This is a genomic window from Pseudomonas cannabina (assembly GCF_900100365.1).
GTDB classification, from domain to species: Bacteria; Pseudomonadota; Gammaproteobacteria; order Pseudomonadales; family Pseudomonadaceae; genus Aquipseudomonas; species Aquipseudomonas cannabina.
Window position 1 is genome coordinate 41,639 of the sequence record NZ_FNKU01000001.1, and the last position, 19,468, is coordinate 61,106.

12 protein-coding genes and 1 pseudogene are annotated in these 19,468 nt (G+C 54.5%); 5 read left to right on the forward strand and 8 right to left on the reverse strand.

What is annotated here, in order from left to right; all coding sequences use genetic code 11:
* Nucleotides 1-54: 54 nt before the first annotated feature.
* From BLT55_RS00195 to rfbB, 8 genes are all read right to left on the reverse strand, one after another.
* Complete coding sequence (locus BLT55_RS00195; protein ID WP_054999027.1) at nucleotides 55-4,920, reverse strand: glycosyltransferase; 4,866 nt, start codon at nucleotides 4,918-4,920, stop codon at nucleotides 55-57.
* A complete protein-coding gene (locus BLT55_RS00200) occupies nucleotides 4,913-6,277 on the reverse strand; it encodes an ABC transporter ATP-binding protein (protein WP_054999026.1) in 1,365 nt (454 codons plus the stop codon). The genes BLT55_RS00195 and BLT55_RS00200 overlap by 8 nt, the downstream gene beginning before the upstream one ends.
* A complete protein-coding gene (locus tag BLT55_RS00205; protein ID WP_054999025.1) occupies nucleotides 6,267-7,094 on the reverse strand; it encodes an ABC transporter permease in 828 nt (275 codons plus the stop codon). Before BLT55_RS00205 ends, BLT55_RS00200 begins: the two co-directional genes overlap by 11 nt.
* A complete protein-coding gene (gene rfbC, locus BLT55_RS00210; protein ID WP_054999024.1) occupies nucleotides 7,094-7,639 on the reverse strand; it encodes a dTDP-4-dehydrorhamnose 3,5-epimerase in 546 nt (181 codons plus the stop codon). The genes BLT55_RS00205 and rfbC overlap by 1 nt, the downstream gene beginning before the upstream one ends.
* A gap of 661 nt (nucleotides 7,640-8,300) precedes the next feature.
* Nucleotides 8,301-9,230: a glycosyltransferase family 2 protein gene (locus tag BLT55_RS00215; protein WP_054999023.1), complete on the reverse strand. Its 930-nt coding sequence runs from the start codon at nucleotides 9,228-9,230 to the stop codon at nucleotides 8,301-8,303.
* Between the two features lie 42 nt (nucleotides 9,231-9,272).
* Nucleotides 9,273-10,163 (reverse strand): glucose-1-phosphate thymidylyltransferase RfbA, encoded by an 891-nt coding sequence (rfbA, locus tag BLT55_RS00220; RefSeq protein ID WP_007252558.1) that lies wholly within the window; start codon nucleotides 10,161-10,163, stop codon nucleotides 9,273-9,275.
* Nucleotides 10,160-11,065: a dTDP-4-dehydrorhamnose reductase gene (rfbD, locus tag BLT55_RS00225; RefSeq protein ID WP_054999022.1), complete on the reverse strand. Its 906-nt coding sequence runs from the start codon at nucleotides 11,063-11,065 to the stop codon at nucleotides 10,160-10,162. Before rfbD ends, rfbA begins: the two co-directional genes overlap by 4 nt.
* Complete coding sequence (gene rfbB / locus BLT55_RS00230; protein WP_007252560.1) at nucleotides 11,065-12,138, reverse strand: dTDP-glucose 4,6-dehydratase; 1,074 nt, start codon at nucleotides 12,136-12,138, stop codon at nucleotides 11,065-11,067. Before rfbB ends, rfbD begins: the two co-directional genes overlap by 1 nt.
* A gap of 805 nt (nucleotides 12,139-12,943) precedes the next feature.
* On the opposite strand from rfbB, the gene BLT55_RS00235 reads away from it, so the two are divergent.
* From BLT55_RS00235 to BLT55_RS00250, 5 genes and pseudogenes are all read left to right on the forward strand, one after another.
* Nucleotides 12,944-14,671 carry an ATP-dependent nuclease gene (locus tag BLT55_RS00235; RefSeq protein WP_054999021.1) on the forward strand — a complete coding sequence of 576 codons (1,728 nt, stop codon included), beginning with the start codon at nucleotides 12,944-12,946 and terminating at the stop codon, nucleotides 14,669-14,671.
* Nucleotides 14,661-14,846 (forward strand): annotated as a pseudogene (locus BLT55_RS34615) (UvrD-helicase domain-containing protein); the annotation flags it as partial. The gene BLT55_RS00235 and the pseudogene BLT55_RS34615, both read left to right, overlap by 11 nt.
* 145 nt (nucleotides 14,847-14,991) lie before the next feature.
* On the forward strand, nucleotides 14,992-16,182 hold the full coding sequence (locus tag BLT55_RS00240) for a UvrD-helicase domain-containing protein (RefSeq protein WP_054999020.1): 1,191 nt from the start codon (nucleotides 14,992-14,994) through the stop codon (nucleotides 16,180-16,182).
* Between the two features lie 139 nt (nucleotides 16,183-16,321).
* Nucleotides 16,322-17,491: an SIR2 family protein gene (locus tag BLT55_RS00245; protein ID WP_183133390.1), complete on the forward strand. Its 1,170-nt coding sequence runs from the start codon at nucleotides 16,322-16,324 to the stop codon at nucleotides 17,489-17,491.
* A 178-nt stretch (nucleotides 17,492-17,669) separates the two neighbouring features.
* Nucleotides 17,670-18,647, forward strand: coding sequence for an IS5 family transposase (locus BLT55_RS00250; RefSeq protein WP_007247761.1), 978 nt, complete (start codon nucleotides 17,670-17,672; stop codon nucleotides 18,645-18,647).
* Nucleotides 18,648-19,468: the final 821 nt, after the last annotated feature.

The following is a 19,468-nucleotide window of genomic DNA, read 5'->3' on the forward strand; positions in this document are numbered from 1 at the left end:
TCAATGTAATAATCGTTTCCATTGTTTCAGATTCAGCGTTATCAATTATCGGCGTCAAGTCGCTATCCTTGGTGGCCAGGCCAGGCTGAAATCTTCGTAATCCAGGGTCAGGTTCGGGCTATAGGCATAATCCACCTGAATCTGTGGCCACCTGGATTTCATGTAGTGGACTTCTTGCGAAAACCGCGCTTGTTTTTGAGGCGTGTCTTCATGTCCCCGGGTTGCGGACTCATGATGATACAGCTCCGCGAAGGGCGTCCACACATTGAGATAACCCGCTTCTCGAGCCCTCAGGCAGAAGTCAATGTCGTTAAAGGTGACTTTCAGATGTTCTTCGTCAAGCCCACCGAGTTCTTCGAATATCGACTTCTTGATAATAAGACAGGCGGCGGTAACGGCTGAAAACTCCTGGATAAGTTCTGCCCTGCAGAAATAGCCGTGTGCGCCTTTTGACAAGTATTTATGCGAGTGTCCTGCGACGCCCCCCAGGCCCACGATGACACCGCCGTGCTGAAGCCTGTTGTCGGGATACCACAACCGGGCGCCCACGGCACCTACGTTCTCTTGCAGGGCAATCGACACCATTTCACTCAGCCAGTCAGGCGAAATGACCTCAATGTCATTATTGACAAGGCCGATCAGCTCACCCTTGGCAATACGCACTGCCGCGTTATTGAGTGCTGAATAGTTGAAGGGGGCTTCATCGCGCAGCACGCGGATATTTTCTTCCTGATCGAGCTGAGCAAAGTAAGCAAGCGACTCTGGATCGTCAGAGCCATTGTCGACCAGAATGATTTCGTAATGCGCATACGTGGTCAGTCGCTTGATGCTGTCGATGCACTGTTTGACGAGCGTGTGCGCGTTTCGGGTTGGAATCACCAGCGTTACGAGAGGCAGTGAAGCCGGCAGCGTGTAGTGAACACGGTACATGCCCAGAGCGGACAGTTCGGCAGTGCCGATTCCGCCTTCGCGTTGCAGATGCTCATCAAGCGCCTTCACGCCGGCCAGCGCGGCATAGGGCTTTTTATCGCCAGCCATCGCAGTACTGCCGGCATGTATGCGCCAATGATAGAGCACGCGCGGAATGTGGATAATCTGGCTTCGCTGCAGCTTTTCTATACAACGCAGTGCCAGGTCATAATCCTGAGCGCCTTCGAATCCGACTCTGAATTGCCCGACTTCGTTGATCAGATCTCTCCGATAGGCACCGAGGTGGCAGACCATGTTTTGTGAGCGAAACAAAAACTCATTCCAGTCTGACTTGAAGTGGGGCGAACTGCGCGTGCCGTCAGTGCTGATCTTGTCTTCATCAGAATAGATGAGCCCTGCATCCGGGTTTTCACGGATCGTCCGGGCCACCCAGTAAAGGGCATGCCTGGGCAGGAGATCATCGTTATCCATCAGTACAACAAAATCGCCTGTGGCCATTTCAAGGGCCGAGTTGCTGGCTGCCGAGATATGTCCATTGTGTTCACGAAAGACGACCTTGATCCTGTCATCCATTGCATTCAACGACTTCAGATAATCGATCACTTCCTGATCAGTCGAGGCGTCATCGGCCAGGCAAAGTTCCCACCGCGGATACAGTTGTGCGCAAACGCTCTCTACGGCTTCACGCAGCAAATCCAGCGGCGGGTTGTAGACCGGCATGATAATAGAGATAACCGGGCTATCACCCCAGCGTGCTATATCGCCGCTGATGACTTCAATCTTCGCATCATCCAGGGTGTCGTATTTCTCTACCCACAGGGCGTAGTCATTCCGGTTGCCGATGGCGTCACCTTTGGCCCATCGCGCTTGAGCAATTACGCCCGCAAGGCCTCTTGCTCGCCATACCCGGTACGCTTTCCCGGCCGTGCTGAAGAGACCGCCGCCACGTCGGATGATCCGGGGCAGCGAATTGACGGCGCTCCCGGTTCTGCGAAAGGCACTGGCCAGTTTTCTGAGTGGTGACGTTATCCTCCAACTGTGAGAGGACTGCATCGACATGATATGCAGATCCAGGTTGTGAATATGCGTGTCTTTGGCTTCCAGCTCCAGCCGGTGCTTTTCCATCATCTGGACATTTTTGCTTTCAAGCCCTGTCACTTCACGGCGCTGATTCTGTTGCAGCGCCAACGTTTCGGCTTCGAGGCGAGTCAACTCCCGGTGATGGCTTTCTTTCAATGCCAGGTGCTTGGCTTCGAACTCTGTCAATGCGAGGTGATGGCTTTCTTGCATCGCCAGCTGTCTGGCTTCGAGCTCAGTCAGCGTCAGGTGATGATTTTCCTGCAACGTCAGATTGTCGGTCTTGAGCCCCATGACCTCACTGCGGTGCGCTTCCAGTGCCGCCAGGTGTACGCTTTCAGCCTCCATCAGCTTGAGCCGATAACTTTCCTGAATAGCGAGATTTTGTGCTTCGAGTGCCTCCCGTTCTTGCTGATGGGCCTCTTGCATTGCCCGCTTTTCAGCCTCAAGTTCCGCCAGCGCACGACTGTGGCTTTCCTGAAGAGCCGCATTGGCAGCTTCCAGCTCCATTCGCTCACGACTGTGGCTTTCCTGGAGCGTCTCACTGGCGGTTTCCAGTTCTGTCAGTGCCAGGCTGTGGCTTTCCTGAAGCGTCGCATTTGCCGTTTCCAGCTCCATCAGCGCCAGGCGATGACGTTCCTGAGCAGACAGGTTTTCAAGTTCTATATTCGCCAGCGCAAGACGATGATTCTCCTGCTCCGCCAGATTGGCCGCTTCGATTGCTTCGAGGGCCGAGTGTTCTTTCAGGTTCTGATCTGAGGTCGTTTCGAGCGCTTGTTTGAGTTCTTCTTCCTGTTGAACAAGTCTGGCGGCGACCTCACTTTCCGTGAGCAGCGTAAAGGAAATCTGTACTTTGAATGATTTACCTTTGACCATCTTGCGGAGATCGACCGGCAACATCACGTGTGGGTCATCGTTCAGTGCCATGAACAGGGTGCCGTTGGCATCACTTGAAAATGCTGTCACGCCTGCGGCTGTCAGTGGCGACTCGGCGCTGTCATACCATGTCCAGCGTTCTGCGTTCGCGCTATAGATTTTAACGGCGCTGATCGAGAAAGATTGTCGAATGTTTATCGGATCGAAACGTAACGACGCACACCGGGCCGAGGCCGGGACCTCGAAAATGACGGTCTGGAAGCCATCGTGTACCCGTTGCTTCTTCGTTCGATCCTCAGTGAAGCCGCCTTCTGCGTCGCCCAGATAGAGCGTCGCGACTTTAGGCATTTCGTTTATCTGCGAACCGGTTTTCTGGATCGTTGCGTCGGGTGCCCAGTTCAGGAAGCTTGCAGCCTCTCGACCGGTCACTCTTTCCTGAAACAGGGCTTCAAGCGCGGCATATCGATTGAGATCGTCTTCGGTTACCGTGAGGCCAACGCTGTCCAGCAATTGGATAATGAAGTCGCGCCTGCTGATCATGGTCGCAGTCGAGTGGAAAGGGACGGCGTTGGCAATCAGCAGTAAAAGCCCGCGCATCAACAAATGACCGAGTTCGACACCCCCGACCATTTCCCATTCGATATCGATAAGGTGCGGCCGCCCTTCGCTATCCAGAATGATGTTTTGCGCCACTGCATCAATGTAGTGACCGGGCAGGCGCGCTTCCACATGGTCAAGTGCAATCGCATGCCCTTCCGCGGCGAGGAGTTTTTCCAGGCTTTCCACATACAGGGACAGAAACGGCGTAAACGTCGCGACGTTCCAGTCATGTGTTGTGGCGGCCTCAAAGAATTTCAGACTGAGCAGCGAGCCTTTGGCATAACCGTGTGCTTCGGGAAGGATGAAACGGTGTGCATCCTCTGGGCTTTCTGGAAGCGCACCGCTGCTGAGTCGATGGTAGCGGACTTCGATGCCGTCGGGTGTCTCGACGAAAACGGTCGCTTTGCAATACTCGGCATTACGTCCCGTGCTGTAGTGATACGCAAGGATATCCGCCGGCACAACGTGCTCCGGCAAGCATGAGGCCACTACGAGGAAGGAGTTGGCAAGCTCCATACCCAAGTGGTTATCGATGACGACAGGCCAGGCTCTTTCCAGATTGAATGTGGTGTTGACCGGTAATTGCGGGTCTTTTCGGGTGTTCTGGCAAGCCAGCGCAGCCGCATCGAAGTCTTCGGATCTGAAACCTCTTTCGGTGATGATCGAGTTCGGGATCTTGTAATCGGGGTAGGGGGATAGAAAGTCCGACGCCTTGAACCCAGCACGGGCAATAAGCGCCTGAAGCTCTTTTCGACCAAACGTTTTCGGTTGCCGATCTACATAGCGTCCTTCAATGCCATACATCGGGACACCGACGTGATCTTCCGGCGCGCCTGCAAAATATTTCAGGCCCAACTGATTCTCGATGGCGATGAACAGATGGCCGTCAGGTTTCAGCAGTTTTCGAACGCGGTTCAGCATGCCGAAAGCCGGATCAGCATCGGCGCTGAACATGCTGGCATATTCAAGCACCCCGATGAGGGTGACGACATCGAACTGTTGCTCGACTTTCAAGTCGTCAAACCGTTCGGCAAGCACTGTGATGTTGTCCAGATCACGTGTTCTGCTCGCTGCGATAGCAGCGCGGCGCGGGCTGCCTTCCAGAGACAGCACCACGGCTCCGGCTTCGCCAAGATAACGGCTGATTGCGCCGCAACCTGCCCCTATTTCAAGAACTGACTTACCTTTCAAAAGGTGTTCGAACGGGCGGAAGATATTCCCCCGGCTCGACGTCAGGTGATACAGCTTGGGCCAGTCAGTGCAATAGAGCGGAAGCTCACTGGACAGGACTGAGACATCCTGCGCTTCACGCACGATTCTAGCCAATTCGTTTTCGGAATTGTCGCCATCGCTGTAAGCAATGCCCTGATAATCGGAGCGCACCCAGACCCCTGTGCCGGCATCAAGGGAATAGCCGTATCTATCAAGTTCAAACATCGACAATTACCGGTTCAACTTCCATGACGGCACCCAGGTCTATCAGGCCCAGAAGCTTAGGAGTGGGTTCTACGACGAAATGTATGGAGTCATAGCGCCTGTCGTGGGGCACGATGTCTTCGCCTTGCCGGGAGGCGATACCGATGGATATGAAATAATCCCCCGTCGCCAGTGCGTTTTTGAATTTCACTCGGGCCTTTGCCTGGTTGCCAGCACTGCCGATGAGGCCTGTGCCCTCACAATCCTGCAGGTACGTGTTAGTGCCGTAGACGGTCACACCCTCTTTGGTCTTGATCGTAAAACCGATAATCGGGTTGACGACGGTGCGGTTGAACTCCAGTGCCAGATCAAGCACGATTTCCATACCAGACTCGACACTATTAGGGAATTCCTGTCCCGATGCGCTCATATGGAAGTCGAGAAGAGTTGCTGCGCCATCCCCCCAGCGGTATTCATGAGGGTTATAGCCAGGCCGGCTGGCGTACACATCCTCGTCGAACCGTAGCGCAATCTTGTCGGCCTCGACTGGCGCAACTTCCACGCGCTCTGCTTCGGCAAGGTCCAGGCTTTTGTCAGTAATAGGGCTTTTGTCGCGTCCGAACAGAAGATCGGTATAACGATTAATGACCGGACGCGATTCGCCAATCATTTCGATCCGGCTCTTTTCCAGCAAAATGCCACGATTACAGTGGGTGACTACCTGTTCGCTGGAGTGAGTGACCAACAGAATGCTCGTGCCGTTTTCCTTCAATTGCCTCAAACGCTCGAAGCATTTGGCCTGAAACCGGGCATCGCCCACGGAGAGCGCTTCGTCCACAACGAGGATTTCCGGATCGACCTGCGCCTGAACCGCGAAGGCCAGACGCACAGCCATGCCGCTCGAGTAGGATTTGACCGGTTGATCCAGAAATTCGCCGATGTCGGCAAACCCGGCGATTGCGTCAAAACGGGCGTCCACTTCGTCGTGCGTCAGGCCCAACACTGCCGCGTTGAGGTAGACGTTCTCCCGACCGGTGAATTCGGGATTGAAGCCCGAGCCCAGTTCCAGCAACGCCGCGACCCGGCCACGGGTATGAATTTCGCCGATCGTGGGGCTTAAAGTGCCACAAATGATCTGCAACAACGTGGATTTTCCTGAGCCGTTGCGTCCTACGATACCGACTGTCTCACCCTTGGCGACATCAAAGCTGATATCGCGCAACGCCCAGAACTCCTTGCCATACGTAGTGGTCGGTCTACCCGACCAGCGCTGAAGTCTGGGCACAAGGGCCTGTTTCAGGCGGTCGTGGGGTTTGTCGTAAGTGTAAAAACACTTCGAGACGTTTTGTACGCTGATAGCCGGTTGATCAGATGACATCAGCGAATCCTTTACGTGTTTTTTGGAAGAACCAGAACCCCATGGTAGCCATTACTGTGCCAATGACGATGGCGATACCCAGGCTATCCCAATGGGGGAGGTTACCGAACAGCAGCACGCTGCGGCTTTCTTCGATAATGTAGGTGAGCGGGTTCATTTGCAGCCACGGACGATACACTTCAGGAAGCGCCGCCACCGGGTAAAGAACCGGCGAGAGGAACAGCAGAACGGTTGTCAGAACCGTAATGACATGGCCGACATCGCGCAGGTACACACCCAGGGACGCGAGAAACCAGCTGATACCCAGTGTGCCCAGGATGAGCGGCACCAGAATGAGCGGGAACAGTAGCGCGGTCCAGAAGAGTGTGTGCGAGATCAGCAACTGTGCGATCACCAGCACGACCAGGCTGATGCAACTGTGGAAAAGCGCCGAGCCCAAGGTGATGACCGGCAAAATCTCCAGCGGGAAAACTACCTTCTTGACGTAGTTGCTGTTGCTCATCACCAAAGAGGGCGCCCTGTTGGCACATTCCGCAAACAGGCCATGCACAATCATTCCGACGAACAAAAGAATGGCAAAGCCGCCTTTGCCGGTGTCTACACCGACCCAGCGCGCGCTGAAAATTTCGGAAAAAACGAAGGTATAGACTGCGAGCATCAACACCGGATTGAAGAATGACCAGGCCAGGCCCATTACCGACCCGCGATAGCGGCCAATGACTTCGCGTCTGGTCATTTGCGAGATCAATGACCTGTTTGTCCACAGGCTGGCGACCAAACGTACAGGGCCGGCCGAGGGGGTTTTATGAGGGTTCATTAAGCGAACACCTCGGCATCTTCGAAGGTGACGGCTTTCTGGTCTTTAACTGACAGGGAAGGCGCGTCGCTGAGCGGCCACTCAATGTTCACCGTTGGATCGCTCCAGGCGAGGCTGCGTTCATGTTCCGGAGCCCAGTAGTCAGTGGTTTTATAAAGAAACTCGGCACTTTCGGACAACACGACGAAACCGTGAGCAAAGCCTTCCGGAATCCACATCTGTTTTTTGTTTTCGGCGGTGAGGTGCAGGCCCACCCATTTGCCGAATGTCGGTGAGCTTTTGCGCAGATCGACGGCAACATCGAATACTTCGCCTGCGGTCACTCTCACAAGCTTGCCCTGCGGCTGCTGAATTTGATAATGCAAACCGCGAAGAACGCCTTTTACAGAGCGAGAGTGGTTATCCTGGACAAATTTGACCGATCGGCCAACGACCTCTTCGAATGCCTTCTGGTTGAAGCTTTCAAAGAAAAACCCGCGATCGTCACCGAAGGTTTTAGGCTCGAATACGATGACGTCTGGAATGGCGAGGCGTGTTGCATTCATATGTAACGTATCTCCGAAATGCTCATCAGGGCCTGCTCATGCGGCCCTGGCTGGGGCAGGCGTCTATTGAAAGACGCCTGCGCCATGGAATTGGGTGGCGGCAGGGAAAGGCGTTCTGCGATATCTGCGCTCACTGGCGTCGCTGTGGGCCATAGACTGGCCACCTGGGCGGAAAGTGTCTGCGCTGGATAGGAGGTAGGCCTTGTTTACTGCGGGGCGTGGGGCATGCATCGTCTATTTGTAATTTTTCCGAATTAGGTTCCAACGATGAGTCACGCGAGACGTTCATTGCAGGACTGTTTTTACAAAATATAGTGCACTCGGTATCCGACTTGATGGCCACACAGGCAATGCAGGTCATTTTCATCCCTAGCCGGGCGGTACAAGTGACCCTGCCTTTGGGCTCTGGTTCCGTTTACCCGGCTAGCCGACAGGTTGAGCTCTTGATACCGAAAACAAAGGCCTGCACATTAACATATGCCGCTGCTGTAGAACATTCAGCACCCATGAAATTAAGCGATGGCTGCGCACCGCCCGCACTTCATTCAATGCGTGAGCATTGGCATGCAGAGCAATTTAAAGTCTTTATTTTCAAAGCGTTGCGATAGCGTGTGTATGAACGTATGGAGGGCGATTCGCTCTGAATGCGGCGGAGGTGGAGCTAGTGATTATTTCGCCGTTCAGGTTTATTCAACATGGCTGCCAGACAGGCAATAACGAATAAAATCTTGTCCCGAGGTCTTCTGCGGCATTGCCCTGCCTTGAAGGCGAGCTTGAGAAACAGCGACCGTGTGCGCGTTTTATCTCCCACGAAAAGCAGCTCGCTGCCTCCAGTCAGATGGTTAATCAGCAAAACCTGCCCTGCCCACCAACCATCAGCGATTTTTTTCAAGCGCGAGATGAGCGGGGCGAGTCCGGTATTGGCGCCTACCTGATTATCAGCGTGTTGGCGATAGTCCAGGCTGGGTTTCGGGTCAATGAACCATCGAAAGTCATGACTGCGAGCAAATGCATAGCAATACCAGTCATGCAGGCTGACGGCCTGAGCGGCGTCCCAGTGTGAAACGAGCGATGACTTGAAAGCATCGGCGAGTGAGCGGTTCAGCACGTATGTGCAACCAGGACCGGCCGCTTCGAACATGTGGTCCCATCGAACCTGAGGCTGAGCCTTGTCCAGCAATACTCGCTGCCCATCGGGCCAGAAGGCGATGACGTTACTTGAGTAGGCGTCATGCTCGCCAGACACCAGAGTCGATACCGCACGCTCAAGCTTGTCGTGATGCCAGATATCGTCCTGATCGGAGAAAGCAACATAATCAAAAGAAGAGAAGTCGACGTCCCGGATCAAGCGAAAAAAGTTGCGTGACGCTCCGCCAAATCGTCCTGCGGGCGGCAACAGGGTAACGCTTGCGTGGTGCTGCGCATAATCGGCACACCATGCCTCAGTGCCGTCGGTGGAGGTGTCGACACTGATGAACACGCTGACGCAGACATTTGTCTGCTTCAGGAGGGAATCAAGTTGTGCCTCTATCCATGCCATACCGTTATAGGCTGCCAGCAGCACGGCTACCTTTGGAAAAACAGATGACATACTGTTCGCAGCCTTGCGGTATGTGAATAGAGGTTTACAGCGTTAGAACGAGCCCAGATCGAGCAGTTTCTGCAGATACTGCCCGTAGCCGGTTTTCTTCAGCTTCTGTGCTTGCTCACCCAGCTGAGCGGCGGTGATCCAGCCGTTGGTGTAGGCGATCTCTTCCAGGCAGGCCACTTTCCAGCCCTGACGCTGCTCGATGGTATGGACGAAATGGCTCGCTTCCAGCAGTGACTCGTGAGTACCGGTGTCGAGCCACGCAAAGCCACGACCCAGAATCTCTACGGTCAGGCTCTTCTGCTCCAGATAAGCACGGTTTACATCGGTGATTTCCAGTTCGCCGCGCTCGGAAGGCTTGATACTCTTCGCGATTTCGACAACCTGGTTATCGTAGAAGTACAGGCCCGTTACCGCGTAGCTCGACTTCGGTGCTGCAGGCTTCTCTTCGATGCTCAGTGCGCGTCCGGTTTCGTCGAACTCGACAACACCGAAGCGCTCCGGGTCAGAAACGTGATAGCCGAAAACAGTGGCGCCGGTGGTCTGCTGGCTGGCGGAGCGCAGGTTGTCGGAGAAGTGCTGACCATAGAAGATGTTGTCGCCCAGAATCAGGCAGCAAGGGTCTTTGCCGATGAACTCTTCTCCGATGATGAACGCTTGTGCCAGGCCATCCGGAGTAGGTTGCTCAGCGTAAGTCAGCTCAATACCATATTGGCTGCCGTCCCCCAGCAATTTACGGAAGCTAGGCAGATCTTCTGGCGTGGAGATGATCAAGACTTCACGCATACCCGCCAGCATCAGTACGGACAGCGGGTAGAAAATCATTGGTTTGTCGTAGATAGGCAGCATCTGCTTGGATACGCCAAGAGTGAGCGGGTGCAGACGAGTGCCCGAGCCGCCGGCCAGGATGATGCCTTTACGATTGATGGTGGTCATTTATTCAGAGTTTCCATGAGCATTCGGGCTACACCACTTTGCCAGTCAGGCAGGTGCAGCGAAAAATTGTGGCGCAGCTTTTCTGTGTTCAGACGCGAATTCAGAGGGCGTCGCGCGGGTGTCGGGTATTCGGTCGTGCCGATGGGGTTGATCGTTTCTACCGTCAAGGGTTCCCCGTTGGCGCGGGCGAAATCAATAACGTACTGCGCATAGGCATGCCATGACACCTCACCGGCGGGTGCCAGATGATAAATGCCACACAGCTCCGGCCTTGCCAGTGTTTGCTGCAGCGCCGCCGTCGCTATGTCGGCCAGCAACTCAGCACCTGTAGGTGCGCCAATCTGATCGGCAATCACACTGAGCGTCGGGCGGTCTTTTGCAAGCCGCAGCATGGTTTTGGCAAAGTTGTTGCCGCGTGCCGCGTAGACCCAGCTGGTACGGAAGATCAGGTGTTTGCAGCCTGAGGCGACAATAAGTTGCTCACCTTCAAGCTTGGTTGCACCGTAATAGTTGACCGCAGACACCGCGTCGCTTTCTTTCCAGGCAACGCTTCCCGTACCGTCGAAAACGTAGTCGGTCGAGTAATGAACCAGCAGCGCGTCGAGCGTGCGGGCCTCTTCTGCCAGGACCTGACTAGCCAGCGCATTGACCGTGTGGGCGAGCGCTCGCTCGGTTTCGGCCTTGTCGACGGCGGTATAGGCCGCGGCATTGACGATAACCTGGGGCTGAACGCAGCGAATGGTGTTGCGCAAGCCGTCCAGGTCAGACAGATCGCCGGTCAGATCGCCATAGGCCGTTGAAATCGTCTGACGATCAAGGGCAATCACTTCGCCCACTACCGCGAGCGAACGTTGCAGCTCCCAGCCGACCTGGCCGTTTTTTCCCAGCAGAAGAATCTTCATCATTTATCGGCGCGTGCTGTGTAGTTCTTGTCGATCCACTGCTGGTAGCTTCCGCTTTTGACGTGAGCTACCCACTCCGGGTTGTCGAGGTACCACTGCACGGTCTTGCGAATCCCGGATTCGAAGCTTTCTTCCGGCACCCAGCCCAGCTCACGCTGGATCTTGCTGGCGTCGATCGCGTAGCGCAGATCGTGGCCTGGGCGATCCTGAACATAAGTGATCAGGCTTGCATGCGGGAGGTGAGCGGAATCCGGACGCAGTTGATCGAGGAGGGCGCAGACAGCGTGTACCACTTCGAGGTTCTGCTTCTCGTTGTGACCACCGATGTTGTAAGTCTCGCCAATCTTGCCTTCGGTCACGACTTTGTAAAGCGCGCGGGCATGGTCTTCGACATACAGCCAGTCACGCACCTGATCGCCTTTCCCGTAAATGGGCAGCGGCTTGCCTTCCAGCGCGTTGAGGATGATCAGCGGGATCAGCTTCTCGGGGAAATGGCACGGGCCGTAGTTGTTCGAGCAATTGGTTACCAGGGCGGGCAGGCCATAGGTGCGGCTCCAGGCACGTACCAGATGGTCTGAACTGGCTTTGCTGGCCGAGTAGGGCGAGCTTGGCTGGTAAGGGGTTGTTTCAGTGAAGAGATCTTCCGGGCCTTCCAGATCGCCATACACTTCATCGGTCGAAATGTGATGGAAGCGGAAACCGGCCTTGCGCGCTTCGTCCAGCTGATTCCAGTAACCGCGTGCGGCTTCCAGCAGCGTATAGGTGCCGATGATGTTGGTCTGGATAAACTCCGAAGGCCCTGTGATCGAGCGATCGACGTGGGACTCGGCTGCCAGGTGCATGATGGCATCGGGCTGATGCTCTTTGAAAACCCTATCCAGATCTTCACGGTTGCAGATATCGACGTGCTCGAAAGCATAACGCTCGCTTTGATCGGCCGACTGAAGTGATTCAAGGTTACCCGCGTAGGTAAGCTTATCGACGTTGACGACGGAATCGGTTGTATTGGCAATGATGTGCCGAATGACCGCCGAACCGATGAAGCCAGCACCGCCTGTTACTAAGATCTTCAAGAGAGTATCTACCTTGGGTTATGACAAGGCCTTGCCCGGTCCGTGGAAACAATCGCTTATCAGTCGCCGTCTTCGAGACATCTGCTTGCGTTAAACATGAATGTTTAGAGTGGCGTGGATGAGCAATGGTTAAAAACGATATTTTACATAGAAAGATAGACATCCCTATCAAATAATTTGAGGGCGCCTGCAATCGTGCCGCAAGTTTCATCATGGCACTGCGTGAAAAAGCAAAAAGCCCCGGATCAAGGGGCTTTTGCAAGAAGCTGTGGCTGCTGTCGCCGAGGGGCCTCTGGGGGACTGCCTGTGGCTTAGACGTTAATCACACATTAAATAGGAATTTGGAGGTTTTATTTTAATAAAAAATGAATAATATCAATCGCTTGATAGAAAAAAGACAGCGGGGTTGTTGCGTGTTTTTTTTTGAAAATACCCCCATTTATACCCCTACCTTTTTTATATCCATTTGCTTCGCGAAAGCCGACATCCAGCTCCGCTGGCTAACCTGATCTCATGAGCTTCGGAGGATCTATCCCTCCGTGCGTTTCTGCTATTGGCCTACTGTTACCTCCGCTACCGGCAGAAATGGACAGCTCTTTGCCGATTAGGGTGACAAAGCATGCAGGTCAAATCCGATGCAATCGCTAGTAAGGTCGAACGTAGGTGGGCGGCCGTGAATCGCAATTTCGCATGAGTAGCTCGACTCCAGCATCTCCAGCATCTCCAGTGGCTTGCTGGGTAGCAGAAGGCTATGCTCCTGTGAGGTATCGACCGAGTATCGTTCTTTACGCATGGAGGCGCGCCAATGGCACGGATTCGCAAGCTGGAAATACAGAACTTCCGTTCGATCCAACGGCTGAGCTGGTCACCGTCCCCTGGATTCAATTGTCTGATTGGGCCGGGTGACAGCGGAAAGTCTACCATTCTGGATGCCATAGAGCTTTGCATCGGTGCCAAGCGCAGTGCCCCCTTTGGGGACAACGACTTCTACAACCTCAACGTCAATGCGCCTATCATTATCTCGATCACCTTGGGAGATCTGCCCGACGACCTGATCAATCTTGATAGCTACGGCGACTTTTTGCGTGGTTTCGATGCGGTATACGGAGCCATTGAAGACGAGCCAAGGTTTGGCATCGAGACCGTTCTGACTCAACGCTTGATCGTTCATAGCGACCTTGAGCCATTATGGGGGCTCTTCTCAAATCGGTCCGAGCAGCAAGGGCGCGAGCGCAACCTCTCCTGGAAAGATCGATCCCGCATCGCACCTGCACGTATTGGTAGCTTCGCGAACACAAATTTGTCGTGGAGTCGCAACTCGATCCTCAATCGGCTCACTGATGAGCGTCCGGCATTAGGGGAGGCGCTCGCAAATGCTGCCAGGGAGGCGCGAAATAACTTCGGTACTCAAGCGGGTGAGCAGCTTCAACAGCCCCTTCAGATAGTCACGGAAACAGCCACAAACCTTGGCGTCCAAGTGGGTTTATTCGCACAAGCGCTCCTGGATGCGCACTCCGTCTCTATCGGGGATGGTGCAATCGCACTGCACAACGAGCAAGGGATACCGTTGCGCTCCTTAGGTACAGGCTCATCTCGTTTGCTTGTGGCCGGACTTCAACGCCGAGCCGCTGAAGCTGCCTCAATCGCCTTGGTTGATGAGGTGGAATTTGGTCTTGAACCGCACCGCCTGGTTCGATTCATGGATTCTCTCGGAGGTAAGGAGCCGCAGCCGCCACTTCAGGTGTTCCTTACGACCCATTCACCGGTGGCGCTGCGCGAGCTTTCGGGTAATCAACTTTTTGTTGTTCGAGCTCAAATTGGATTCCACGAGGTTCGTCAGGCAGGCATTACCGATGACGTTCAGAGCACTCTTCGAACTGACCCTGAGGCGTTTTTGGCCAAGCGGATCATCGTATGCGAGGGTGCAAGCGAAGTCGGTCTTATGCGAGGGCTCGATCAGTTCTGGGGGTCTCAGAGATTGCCCTCGTTTCTGGCCACTGGAGGCGCATACGTAAACGTGAGCGGAGGAAGCACCGACAACTGTTATCTGCGAGGCAGTGCGTTGTTGAGCTTGGGCTACCAAGTTTTCGTGATCGTTGACGCTGACAAACCGCCAACCCCAGCTGTGCGAGATGCTTTCCACTTTGCAGGTGGGCAATCAGCAACATGGGGGCAAGGTCGTGCGTTGGAGGACGAGCTATTCCTTAGCTTGTCCGATTTGGCGATCGACGTCTTGTTGGCCAAAGCGCTCGAAGTCAGGGGGCGTGACATCGTGGCAGCGCACATCCGCGAGAAGTCGGGAAATGCACTCTTGCTAGACATGATTCAAGCTTCACGACCGGGATTGCCCTATTCGCCATTGACCCGGGGCGTTCTCGGAATTGCTTCACGTATCCGAAAGAACGGTTGGTACAAATCTGTCACCACCTATGAATACATCGCCAAGAACATCATTGGTCCTGACTTACCTAACGCGGACCCAGGCTTCCAAGCGATCATCAACAGAATTAGGGACTGGATTCATGCCGCCTGAAATCAATATTCTGGCGTTCCAAAGGGGCTCTATCACGGCGCCTGCTGGGTGTGGAAAAACGCAGCTCATTGCCGATACCCTGGCGCTGCATACAGGCCCCAAACCTGCGTTGATTTTGACCCACACCAACGCTGGGGTGGCAGCATTACGCGCCAGAATGTCACGAGCGAACATCCCTAAGTAGCCGCTGATTTATTCTAAAATCCAGCTGTTGCCCCCAGATAAATCAAGGCCTCCAGAGCGTTGCCGGGACGAAAAATCGAATAAATCAGCGGCTCCCTAATGCGTCGTATGTAATCGCAACCCTAGATGGCTTCACCATGAAGCTCATCAGTCGGTTTCCGTCGAGAAGCGGGTATGACCCAGCGATTATGCTTTTGGAAGACCCCAGTCATGACTACCCCGCTATTCGAGCTTCCGCGATTTCGCTTCTGAGTGGACGCCATCTTGATAGGGTGCTGCAAGCCAGCTATGCGTATGTGATGGTCGATGAATATCAGGATTGCAATGAAGCACAACATGCGTTCGTTACTTGGTTAGCGCAATCACTCCGCACCTACGTATTGGGCGACCCGATGCAGGCTATCTTCAACTTTGGAGGAAACAGGCTTGTCGATTGGGTTGCTGAGGTGGTCGTTCATTTCCCTCCGATCGGGGCGCTAAGCACCCCTTGGAGGTGGCGCCGAGCGGGTACAGAAGAGTTCGGGAGGTGGCTACTTCAGGCAAGAGGGCTGTTGGAAGCGGGGCAGCCTGTTGACTTGCGTACGGCGCCTGGTGAAGTCAAGTGGGTGCGAATACAGGCTGCTACAGCTGATGCTCAACGACGCGCAGCTGCCCTGGTACGACTTCAGGATGGCGAAACGGCGCTGATAATTGGGGATTCCAGAAACACTGCTGGTCGCCAGCGACTCACGAGCCAAACTGCTGGAGCCACTACCGTCGAGAGCGTCGATCTTCCAGACCTCATATCTTTCTCCAGAACCTTCGTTCCAACTGTAGAGCAGTCGCTGAACCAGCTTGTTAATTTTGCAGCGAGTGCGATGACAGGTGTCGGCGCGGCCGCATTTTTACCTAGGGTTGAGATCATTCGCAGTGGCCGAAATCGCACCGCTCCGACGCCGGCTGAGCACTGCGCGATTGCCTTCCTAGAAACGCCGACACACGGTAGCGCGGCCGATCTTCTGCAATGTCTATCTAGACAACAGGGGGCGCATATATACCGGCCCGAGTTACTGCGCTGTTGCCTGGCAGCGTTGAGAGTTGCGACGACAGGAGGGCAGACCTTGTACGCCGCCGCAGCTCAAATACGCGAAAGAAATCGTATGCTCGGCCGGCCATTGTCACGTCGTGCGGTCGGCAGCACATTGCTGCTCAAAGGCTTGGAAGCTGAGATTGCAGTCATCTTGCAACCCGATGAGATGAACGCTAGGAACCTTTACGTGGCGATGACCCGTGGGGCAAAGCAGCTTCTCATCTGCTCTCAAATTCCTGTCCTTCAGCCCCCAAGATAACCACAAACTTGGAAATGCTGGCTAAAAGGCGCCAGATCGGCAATGAGGTTGGTTAACCCGTTCTGCTCTCGGCATACCGCATGTTCAATGCTGGTTTTAACAATGATCGAAGCGGCACTACAACATGGAGGTCGAACTCGTGAGCATTCGTTTTTCTGCCGAAGGCCCTGCCTTTCCTGAAACCCTTGTAGACGCTCTGCTTGCTGGGGAGGTCGTCTTTTTGTGCGGGGCAGGAGTAAGCGCGCCACAACTGCCAGGCTTCGGCGATTTAGTCCAGCAATGCTTTGACCGACTTAATTTGGTGCAGAGCGGGTCTGAGCTCGCATCATCCGAAGCTGGTCGCTTCGAAGAGGTACTAGGTTCTCTTAGCCGTCGAATCGTCAACCCACGTGATATGACCCGCGCGCTGGTTGATCTCCTGCAGGCACCCACGCCCCCCGACTTCACCAATCACAACACTATCTTGCGATTATCACGAGACCTCGATAACCATCCGTTGATAGTCACCACCAACTTCGACACGATGCTTGAGAAAGCACTCCATAGCGCTGATAGCGTCGTAAACGTTCAGGGACTCAGCTTTGCTGGGCAGGATCTTCCCGCTCCAGGTAGTGCTGATTTTCGTGGAATCATCCACCTACACGGACGGATTGCCGACGATACGGTCGGTTTGCACCAGACACCTCTCGTCGTAACGAGTGCTGATTATGGCGATGCCTACATGCGATCAGGATGGGCGTCGCGCTTTCTGTTCGACCTGTGTCGCTGCAAGACGGTTGTCCTAGTAGGTTATAGCGCTGGGGACGCACCAGTGCGCTACTTTCTGAACGTCTTGGAAGCAGACCGCGAACGTTTTCCAGACTTACGTCCTGTTTATGCTTTAGATGCGATTGAAGCCCGAGACGCTCCGGACGCACGCTGGGAAGCGCTCGCCGTCGAACCTATAGGCTACGAAAAAACTGTGGATGCTGTGACTGGTCGCCGCGGTCATCGAGCGTTATGGGACGACCTCGCCCAGCTGGCTGAGCTTGTAGAGCGCCCCCGTTCGACGAGACAGGCGTGGGCAACGGCAATTCTTTCCCAACCTTACGCATCCATGTCCCCTGCGGAGCTCGACAAGGTTTGCTGGCTGTTCAATGGTAAAAATGATCTGTCTTCGATTGCGATCACCTCAATTCAAGACTCTGCATGGATCGACTTTTTCCTTGAACGCAAGCTTTGGAGCGACGATCAAGCACCTTGGATACTGGCCGCGTGGCTTGCTCTAGATCTCCAGTCTCGAGATCGATACTTGCTAGGGAGGCGCTGATTTATTCGATTTTTCGTCCCTGCAACGCTCTGGAGGCCTTGATTTATCTGGGGGCAACAGCTGGGTTTTAGAATAAATCAGCGTCTCCCTAGGGAGGCGCTGCAAAAATAGCCAACTGTCCCCACCCTTGGCACACTAAGTTCCTTCAACAGCCTCCCTCTCCGTGAGCGTTACGCGCGTGCAGAAGACCTTCTCCGAACTCGAATATACCGGCAAGAAAAAGCAGACTCGCCGAGATCGCTTCCTGGCTGACCTTGAACAGTTGGTGCCCTGGGCCCTGCTGGAGGCGCAAGTGGCGCCGTTTTATAGCAACACCGCAGGCAAGCGCGGACGCCCTGCGATAGGGGTGTCGCGCATGTTGCGCATGTACGTCGTGCAGCAGTGTTTCGGTTTCTCCGATGAAGGTTGCGAAGATGCCGTCTACGACAGCCAGGCCATCCGCGGTTTTATGGGTATCGACCTGGGTCGCGAGTCTGCACCGGATGCCACCACCTTGCTGCGTTTTCGCCGCTTGCTGGAAGTCCATCAGCTAACCCGGCTGCTGTTTGAAACGATTAACCAGCATCTGGCCAGCCGGGGGCTGCTGCTCAAGGAAGGCACTATCGTCGACGCTACTCTGATCGCCGCGCCGCCCTCGGTCAAGAACCGAGAAGGCAAGCGTGATCCTGAGATGCATCAGGCCAGGAAAGGCAATCAATGGCACTTTGGGATGAAGGCCCACATTGGTGTAGACGCCACGTCGGGGCTGGTGCACAGCGTAGTAGGGACGGCCGCTAACGTGGCGGATGTCACCCAGGTTGGCCAGTTGCTTCACGGTGACGAAACCTATGTTTCGGGTGACGCTGGATACACCGGTGCGGCCAAGCGACCGGAGCATGCTGAACGGGACGTTATCTGGTCGATTGCAGAACGGCCAAGCAGTTACAAGCAGCACGGCGAAGGCAGCGTGCTGTATCGGGTCAAGCGCAAAATTGAATATGCCAAGGCGCAACTGCGTGCCAAGGTCGAGCACCCCTTCCAGGTAATCAAGGTGCGCTTCAATCATCGCAAGGTTCGCTACCGTGGGCTGGAAAAGAATACAGCGCAGTTGTTCAGTTTGTTTGGGTTGGCCAATCTGATGCTGGCCAAGCGGTATTTACAACAGACGGCAGGATAAATCCGTCTGAAAGGCGGGACTGGCCCGCCTTTCAGCAAAATGAGGGCAGAAATCTGCTCGAGAAACGTAAAATAAGGCCGGCAGGTTGAAAAAAACCGGCTTGGAAATGGGGACGGTGCGAACGGGTTAATTGTTCAGCGTCTCCTTAGTCAGTCCGGTACGCTTTTCAACCTGTGGCCTACGGAGAATTACAATCGCGTTTGGATCGTTGCTCTGTTCCATGCTCAACCTCACTGAACTGCTATGAACTGTGAGATAACAATAAGCAGGTGGGTCGTTTTGAGAGAGAACGAGTTATCAGGGCTTCTTATTTCTTGGAAAGGATCGCCGGGAAGGCGCGATGGAGGCCGGTCTCGGCATGCTTGCTGTGTGTGAGCGCAGATCGCGTTCCTGATCTCGTTCCTCCAGCCTTTGGAAGCGTTGAAAGAACTCAGTTTCACTATCTATCGATCCAGGACTGGCCGGCAAGGTGAGAAGCTCGTAGGCAGCTTCCCATGCGTTCAGGGACGTCCTGATGGTCATGAGCGATGTGATATGTCTAGACAGAGTTCGTTCAGCGTCCCTCGTGTTGCGGCAGTCCTGAGAGGTAGATTCGGCGAGATATCTTTCAACTACGATTGTTGACCAGCGACGAACGACCTCGCGTAGTAAATGAAAGGTCATGGATCTGCCATCGTTTGGTAGCGCCCGCATCAAGGGGCGAGGCTGTTCAGTTTCGAGCCTAGGGAGCCGCTGATTTATTCGATTTTTCGTCCCTGCAACGCTCTGGAGGCCTTGATTTATCAGGGGGCAACAGCTGTGCTTTAGAATAAATCAGCGTC

What these genes read in the sequence shown, in the direction of transcription:
- BLT55_RS00200 (WP_054999026.1), bottom strand. Translation starts at nt 6,277, where the DNA reads ATGTCATCTGATCAACCGGCTATCAGCGTACAAAACGTCTCGAAGTGT.
- BLT55_RS00215 (WP_054999023.1), bottom strand. Translation starts at nt 9,230, where the DNA reads ATGTCATCTGTTTTTCCAAAGGTAGCCGTGCTGCTGGCAGCCTATAAC.
- BLT55_RS00195 (WP_054999027.1), bottom strand. Translation starts at nt 4,920, where the DNA reads ATGTTTGAACTTGATAGATACGGCTATTCCCTTGATGCCGGCACAGGG.
- BLT55_RS00240 (WP_054999020.1), top strand. Translation starts at nt 14,992, where the DNA reads ATGAAGCTCATCAGTCGGTTTCCGTCGAGAAGCGGGTATGACCCAGCG.
- BLT55_RS00235 (WP_054999021.1), top strand. Translation starts at nt 12,944, where the DNA reads ATGGCACGGATTCGCAAGCTGGAAATACAGAACTTCCGTTCGATCCAA.
- rfbA (WP_007252558.1), bottom strand. Translation starts at nt 10,163, where the DNA reads ATGACCACCATCAATCGTAAAGGCATCATCCTGGCCGGCGGCTCGGGC.
- BLT55_RS00205 (WP_054999025.1), bottom strand. Translation starts at nt 7,094, where the DNA reads ATGAACCCTCATAAAACCCCCTCGGCCGGCCCTGTACGTTTGGTCGCC.
- rfbC (WP_054999024.1), bottom strand. Translation starts at nt 7,639, where the DNA reads ATGAATGCAACACGCCTCGCCATTCCAGACGTCATCGTATTCGAGCCT.
- rfbD (WP_054999022.1), bottom strand. Translation starts at nt 11,065, where the DNA reads ATGAAGATTCTTCTGCTGGGAAAAAACGGCCAGGTCGGCTGGGAGCTG.